Source organism: Streptomyces sp. LS1784 (genome assembly GCF_020103755.1).
Taxonomy (GTDB): Bacteria; Actinomycetota; Actinomycetes; order Streptomycetales; family Streptomycetaceae; genus Kitasatospora.
The window spans coordinates 1-7209 of sequence record NZ_JAHSQD010000419.1; the positions used below are offsets into that span (position 1 = coordinate 1).

Sequence of the window (7209 nt, forward strand, 5' to 3'; positions counted from 1 at the left end):
ACGACAAACGCCACGCCAACGGCCGCCCGCCGATCATTCTTCCCCTGCCCACCAACCGCGACCGCCGCCGCGCTGCCGCCGGCAGGCTCGACGACCCGTACTGGTACATCCGCCTGCACCACGCGAAGAAGTACCCCAACCGCTGACCAGCCCCATGGGACGGCAGCGACCGAAGCGACCGACACCGAAGACGGTGCGCGCCACGAGCAATGGGATCCAGCGCGTACCGTCCACCCGAGAGCCCTGCAACCCGGCTCGCCGCCGCGCGTACGGTTCGGCGAGCAGCGACCGCTCACAGGTCGAACGCGACGTACAGAGTGGGTGCGGCCACCGCCCCGGCCTGCACCGCCGCCGGGCGAGTGCGGTGAATACGGCCCTGCAGGCCGGCGAACGACGGGACGCCGGCGCGCATCACCACCAGCTCGCCGTCCAAGATTCCAGCCGGGCCGCGGCGGCACGCTTGCGGTAGGCCGCTTGCTTACAGGCGTCCGAGCAGCCGACCACCGGCTCGGGTCGGGGGCGCCCCCCGCCAGGCCCACCACCTCCCCGGTACCGCCAGTCACCGAAAGAGGCCGCCGACCGACGACTAATCGCTTGATCGCTACGGCGGCACCAACCTCATGAGACGGCACACCTAGCCCATATGTGTCACTGTGGGTAGCCTGGAGGGGGCAAAGCGTCACGAATACGGGCCGAAAGGGCGGGCATGGGGATTCAGGACCGACTCAGGGAAGCCGCAACACTGATCGGTCTGCCCGACACCCGCAGACCGGCCACGACCGACACAGAACCGACCCCCCACCCACGCGGCGGCCGGCGCCCCGCCCCGGCCGCCGCCGACGCCGTCGCCCTGACCGTGCGCGTCGATCCCGAAGAAGCCAGCGAGATCGACCGCTGGCTCCTGGCCCTGCGCTACGACGCCCGCCGCACCCGCCTGGACAAGTCCGAGGCCATCCGCGAACTGCTGCGCCTGGCCCGCGACCACGAACCCACCCGCAAAGCCCTGCTCAAGCGCCTCGCCTGAGCCGACCACCCAGTGCCCTCCGGCCGGTTCGCCCCGGGGCAAAACCCGCCGGTAACCCTCGACCCGGAACACCGTGCCCAGTCCCACGCGTGGGACTGGGCACCGGGACGCCCGCCACGAACCCACCGCAAGGCCCCGCGCAAGCGCCCCGCGAACGCCCGACGCCGGACGCGGCGTTGTCCACCGCCCGCCATGCCCCGGCCGTCCGGGCCCCGATTCGCCCCTGAAACCCCGGCCACGCGGCCCCGACCGCGACACCACCTCCTGTCCGGCGCCCCCGCCACCGGCCTCGCCGCCTCCCTCGACCTCGACCGGATCGGCATGGTCGGCCACTCCGGGGGCGGCTCCACGGCCCTGCAGACCATGCACGACGATCCGCGCCTCAAGGCCGGCGTCAACCTCGACGGCCAGCTGCACTTCTCCCGCCCGGACGGGAGGACCGGCGTCTTCCTGCCCAGCGTCGCCGAGGACGGCCTGACCCGGCCCTTCCTGCTCATGGGCACCCAGGACCCCGACTCCGGCAGCTACCACCAACAGCCCGGCTGGAACGCCCTGTGGCAGCACAGCACCGGCTGGCACGCCGACGTGACCCTCACCGGTTCCCGCCACGGCTCCTACACCGACGCCCAGTCCCTGCTCCCGCAGCTGGCTCGGCAGGGCGCGATCAGCCCGGAGGACCTGACCCGCGACGTCGGCGACGTCCGCCCCGACCGCGCCGAGCTGGCCACCCGCAGCTACGTCGCGTCGTTCTTCGACCGCTGGCTGCGCGGCCACGACGACCACCTCCTAGACGGCCCGTCGCCGCGCTTCCCCGAGATGGTCTACGAGCGGTAGCACGCAACCGGAGCCGTGTGTGACGCATCGGGCCGACCCCGCACGGGCCGGACCTGTGCCAGCACCGGCTGAGACCTGTCGCAACCGGTGCTGCAGGCCGAAGATATCCGGCAGGTCGGCACCGCGCTCGTCCAGCCCGGACAGCGCGTGCAGGTAGATGCCGGCGAGCGGGATGCCCGCCGGGACACGGTCGCGGCGCGGACGGCCGCGGGACGGCGGTCTTCTTTCGATGGAACCATTGGAGTTGAATGTAAGTCAGTTCTGCAGGGAGCACCACCGAGGCACAGGGGGTAGCCAGGAATGCTGTCGGAGGCGTTGAGCGCACTGGCCGCGGCCGGGGGCACCGGGATCGTCCAGGCCGCCGGAACGGACGTGTGGGCGGCCACCCGGGAACGGATCGCCCGCCTGCTAGGCCGCGGGCGGACCGAGGACGAACGCCTCGCCCAGGCACGCCTCGACCGGACCAGGGAGGAACTGGAAGCCGCAGCCCCGCAGGAACGGGCAGCCCTTGCACAGCGACAGGAACACACCTGGCAGACCCGGCTGGCCGACTTCCTGGAAGGGCTGGATCCGGCCGAACAGGCCCAGGCCGCCGAGCAACTGCGCGCCCTGCTGGCCCCCGCCCCCGCCGACCCCGCTCCCCAGGTCCACGCCGACAACAGTGGAGTCACAGCCGGCCGGGACATCGACAACCAGGGCGGTGCGATCGGCCGGGACTTCAGCGGCTCGGTCACCATCGGCGCACCCGACCGCCCTACCCCGCCGGGAACGGACCCGCGCTGACCGTCCCCGGAGCCGAGCACGGCCCCGCCGGTCCGCGGACCGGCGTGCGCAGCCAGCACGACCTCGTCAACTCCGGCGGCGTGGTGGCCGGGAGCGTCCGCGGCGACATCCACGTCCACAGTCCCACCGCCCCACCGGCCCTCACCTGGCCGATGCAGATCGGCACCGTCCCCACGGTCGCGGACTGCTACCACCACCGCCCCTCCGTCGACCGCGCCCTGCGCACGGGCACCGCCACGGTACTGAGCGGACCGCAAGGCACCGGCAAGACCCAGGCCGCCGCCCACCGCGCCCAGTCCGCCCTACGGGAAGGCACCGTGGACCTGCTCCTGTGGACCGACGCATCGAGCCGGGCCGCCGTACGGGACAGTTACGCCCGGGCGGCCGCTCACCTCGGGCTGGCCCAAGGACCCGACGCCGCAGCCGCCTTCCTCGCGTGGCTGCACACCACGAACCGCCGGTGGCTGCTGGTCCTGGACGCGTTGGCCGACCGCAGAGACCTCCATGACCTGTGGCCGGACCCGGCCCCCAGGAGCGAACTCGTGGTGACCACCCGCAGTACGGACCAGCAACTGCGCACCCGACGGCGCGCGATGCTCCCCGTGCGCCACTTCACCACGTGGGAGTCCGTCGGCTACCTGGCCGACCGCCTCGCCGTCCACGACCTCGGCGCCCCGGAGTCCGAACTGACCGCGGCCGCCGACGCGGCAGGCGGCCGACCGGGCGAGCTGTGCGCCGCCGCCGACCAGCTGATCGAGGCCAGCTCCGGCCCGCCACCACACCCGTACGGCCTGCACCGCGGATCCGTACGGCTGCGCCAGCCCGTGCCCTGCCCGCTGTGCGGCCCACCGGCCCCGGCCACCGGCATCGCCCTGCGTCACGCCCCGGAGGACAAGGTCTGGGCCCGGTGGATCGAGGCCGTCCTGACCGCGGCAGGACTCGGCCCACTTTGCGAGGAAGCCGACGCGGACCGCACGATCGTGCTGCTGTCCACCGCCTACCTACGCTCGCCGCGCTGTGCCGACCCCGTCGAGCACGCCCTGGTGACGGCACGCATCGACGCCGCGTCGCCGCCGGCCTCCCACCCCTCGGGCCCGACCGTCGAGCTGACCGGCCACCGCCCCGAGCAGGCCGCCGCCGCCCTGTTCGCCGCACTCGGCGGCGCACCGCGACCACCCGACCTCACCGGCCTGCGCTACCCCGGCACAGGCCCGGCCCATTTCAAGGCCCCGCCCCGCCACCCGTCGTTCACCGGCCGCAGCACGGTCCTGGAACACCTGCACCGGCAGCTCGGCGGCGGAATGGCGGCCGTCCTGCCCAGCTCCCAGACCCTCTACGGCCTCGGCGGGATCGGCAAGACACAGATCGCGTTGGAGTACGCGCACCGGTTCGCAGCCGAGTACGACCTGGTCTGGTGGATCGACGCCGAACAGCCCGAGCTGATCGGCCCCACGCTCGCCGACCTGGCACGCGAACTCGGCCTGCCGGTCGGCGACTCGGTCGCCGAGGCCGCCAACTCCGCCCTGACCGCCCTGCGGCGGGGCACCCCGGCCGCCCGCTGGCTGCTGATCTTCGACAACGCCGACGACCCCGCCGAGATCCTCCCGTTCCTGCCGGGAGGCTCGGGCCACATCCTGGTCACCTCCCGCAACCCGGAGTGGAACCGGGTGGCCGAGGCCCTCGCCGTGGACGTCTTCACCCGCCGCGAGAGCATCGAGCACCTGTGCCGCCGCGTCGCGGGCCTGACCGAACCGAACGCCGACGCGGTGGCCCACGAACTCGGCGACCTCCCCCTGGCGATCGAGGTGGCCGCCGCCTGGCTGGACGCCACCGGCATGCCCGTCGACTCCTACCTGACCCAACTACGCAGCGCGGCCGCCCAGGTCCTCTCGATGGGCCGACCGGTGGACTACCCCTCCACGGTGGCAGCCGCCTGGAACGTCTCGATCACCCGGCTGCGCGCCGAGGCCCCCGCGGCCGCCCGCCTGCTGCAGTTGTGCGCGTTCTTCGCCCCCGAGCCCATCTCCACCCGGCTCGTCTACGACAACGAGCAGATACTCCACGCGCTCTACGGAGCGCGGGCCGACGGACCAGCCGCCCAGATCAACCTCGGCGTAGCTATCAAGAAGATCGGACGCTACTCCCTCGCCCGGGTCGACAGCACCGGCATCCAACTGCACCGGCTCGTCCAGGCGGTCATCCGCAGCACAATGACCGCAGAGGAGCAGCGCGGGGCCGCCCACGACGTCCACCTCATCCTGGCCGCCGCGCGCCCTGCCGACCACGACATCGACAATCCGGCCAGCTGGCCCGCGCTGGAGGAGATCTGGCCGCACCTGACCGCCTGCGCCACCCACCGATGCGACGCCCCACAGCCCCGGCAACTGCTCATCGACCGCGTCCGCTACCTGTGGAAGCGCGCTGAACTGCACAGCGCCGACCGCCTGAGCGAAACCCTCATCCCGGTATGGACCGACAAACTCGGCCCGGACGACCCACAGAACCTGCGGCTACGCTTCCACCATGCCAACATCCGGCGCTCACTGGGGCGTTACACCGAAGCGCTGACGCTGGACGAGGACGTCCTGGAACGCCAGCGGACCACCCTCGGCGAACACCACCCGGACGCCCTGATGACCGCCGGGTCACTGGCCGCCGACTTACGGGGCCTGGGCCGCTTCCAGCCCGCGCTCGCGCTCGACCTCGACACCTACGCCCGCCTCACCACACTGTTCGGCGCCGACAACCCGCGCACCCTGGCCATGGCCAACAACCTGGCGATCGACTACCGGCTGGTCGGGGACAGCCAGGCCGCCCGCGACCTGGACCAGGAGACCCTGCAACGACGAGAGGCCGTGCTGGGCCTGCGGCACCCGGCCACCCTCTCAACGAAGTACTGCCTCGCCCGCGACCTGCGCGACCTCGGCTACTTTCCGGCCTCGATCGCCCTGCTGAGCGAGGTCACCGTCGGCTTCGCCAAAGTCCTCGACCCCGACCTGCCGGAGCGGCTGCGCAACGACACCTCGCTGGCCGTCTCGCTGCGCCGGGCAGGCCGGCTGGAGGAGGCCCGTACGAAGAACGCCACCGTCTACGAGCGCTACCGGGAACGCTACGGCGCAGACACACCGGACGCTCTGATCTGCGCGGCCAACCTGGCCGCGGACCACAGCGCTGCCGGCGACCACGGCCTCGCCTGGGACCTGACCGTCCAGATCCACGCCACGTACGAGCGGCTGCTCGGCGCCGACCACCCGTTCACCCTCGCCTGTACCGCCAACCTCGCCCTCTACCTGAGGACCAGCGGTGACGCCCAGGCTGCCATCGTGCGCGGCAAGGCGGCGGTGGAGGCGCTGGGCCGATGCGTGGGCCCGACGCATCCGTTCACCCTCAAGGCGGTGATCAACCTCGCCAACGCCTACGCCGACACCGGCCGCCATGGCGCGGCGCTGCCCCTCCTGCAGCGGGCCCTGGCCGACCTGGGTGCCCGCTACGGCATGCAGCACCCGGACGCACTGGCCTGTGCCGCCAACCTCGCACGCACTCTGCGCGGCCTTGGCCGACCGGTCGAGGCCGCCGAACACCACGCCCACGCCCTCGACGGCCTCACTCGCCGCCTGGGCGCCGACCATCCCGACACCCGGGCGGCCCGCGACGGGTGCGCGATCGACCTCGACCTCGAACTCCAGTCGGTCTGAGCCCCGCCGCCCCGCCGCCCCGGGCCCGGGGCGGCGGGGCTCAGACGGGGTGTATGCCCGGCTTGCACTCGTGTCCCGTTCTGCGGCCCACCCAGCCCGCTGCGCCCGCACCCACCTGTGAAGTTCGGCCGTGGTGTCAGCAGCGGCGCGAAGCCGTACCGTCCGGTGTCGCGTTCGCCGTATCTCCTTTGCGTCGGCGGATTCAACTGATCGTCGCAACACCTCGATCGAGGAGGGTGTTGTGGCTCAGGGACGGGCGCGTGCAGCGCTGAAGGCGGGTCGTCCGCCATTGCGGTCGCCGGGTCGGCCTCCGATCAGTCGGCGGGCCGAGCGGCAGCGGTTCTGGCGGTTCGTTGCGAAGGGCCTGACCAGCGAGGATGCCGCCGTCGCGGTCGGCGTGTCGCCGGTGCTGGGGACACGCTGGTTCCGTGAAGGTGGCGGCATGCCACCGATCATTCTTGAGGAGCCGTCAGGGCGCTACTTGTCGTTCGCCGAGCGCGAGGAGATCGCGCTGCTACGCGCCCGGGAATGCGGGGTACGGGAGATCGCCCGCCATCTGGGGCGGGCGCCCTCGACGGTCTCGCGTGAGTTGCGGCGCAACGCGGCCACCCGTGGCGGGCGCCTGGACTACCGGGCCTCGGTCGCACAGTGGCACTGCGACCGGCAGGCCCGCCGTCCCAAACCGTGCAAGCTCGTCGAGCACGACGAGTTGCGGCAGTATGTGCAGGATCGGCTGTCCGGCAAGGTCGGGGGCTCCCCCCAAGACCAGGTAGTTAACGGATTCGGGCTGACGACAAGGGAGTTCGGCATCACGTTGGAACGCGGGCAACGGGGCCACGTTGATCAGGTAGTCCGCCAAGACTGCTGGTCGCC

Annotated in this window: 6 protein-coding genes; 5 read left to right on the top strand and 1 reads right to left on the bottom strand. The window is 72.4% G+C overall.

The window, feature by feature from the left end:
* Positions 1-292: 292 nt before the first annotated feature.
* The gene (locus tag KS423_RS33195; RefSeq protein WP_224283469.1) at positions 293-433 is read right to left on the bottom strand and encodes a hypothetical protein; all 141 of its coding nucleotides are present in this window, start codon (positions 431-433) and stop codon (positions 293-295) included.
* Positions 434-706: 273 nt separating this feature from the next.
* Here KS423_RS33195 and KS423_RS33200 point away from each other — a divergent pair, with 273 nt between their 5' ends.
* The 5 genes from KS423_RS33200 to KS423_RS33220 all read left to right on the top strand — a co-directional run.
* Positions 707-1024, top strand: coding sequence for a hypothetical protein (locus tag KS423_RS33200; RefSeq protein ID WP_224283470.1), 318 nt, complete (start codon positions 707-709; stop codon positions 1022-1024).
* Positions 1025-1216: 192 nt separating this feature from the next.
* Complete coding sequence (locus tag KS423_RS33205; protein WP_224283471.1) at positions 1217-1858, top strand: hypothetical protein; 642 nt, start codon at positions 1217-1219, stop codon at positions 1856-1858.
* Between the two features lie 300 nt (positions 1859-2158).
* On the top strand, positions 2159-2641 hold the full coding sequence (locus tag KS423_RS33210; protein WP_224283472.1) for a hypothetical protein: 483 nt from the start codon (positions 2159-2161) through the stop codon (positions 2639-2641).
* Between the two features lie 44 nt (positions 2642-2685).
* On the top strand, positions 2686-6336 hold the full coding sequence (gene fxsT, locus KS423_RS33215) for an FxSxx-COOH system tetratricopeptide repeat protein (RefSeq protein WP_224283473.1): 3651 nt from the start codon (positions 2686-2688) through the stop codon (positions 6334-6336).
* 241 nt (positions 6337-6577) lie between these two features.
* Positions 6578-7209, top strand: a 632-nt coding sequence (locus KS423_RS33220; protein WP_374120073.1) for a transposase, incomplete at its 3' end; no start/stop codon positions are given.

Coding starts and splice junctions, on each gene's coding strand:
- KS423_RS33200 (WP_224283470.1), top strand. CDS start 707: ATGGGGATTCAGGACCGACTCAGGGAAGCCGCAACACTGATCGGTCTG.
- KS423_RS33205 (WP_224283471.1), top strand. CDS start 1,217: ATGCCCCGGCCGTCCGGGCCCCGATTCGCCCCTGAAACCCCGGCCACG.
- KS423_RS33210 (WP_224283472.1), top strand. CDS start 2,159: ATGCTGTCGGAGGCGTTGAGCGCACTGGCCGCGGCCGGGGGCACCGGG.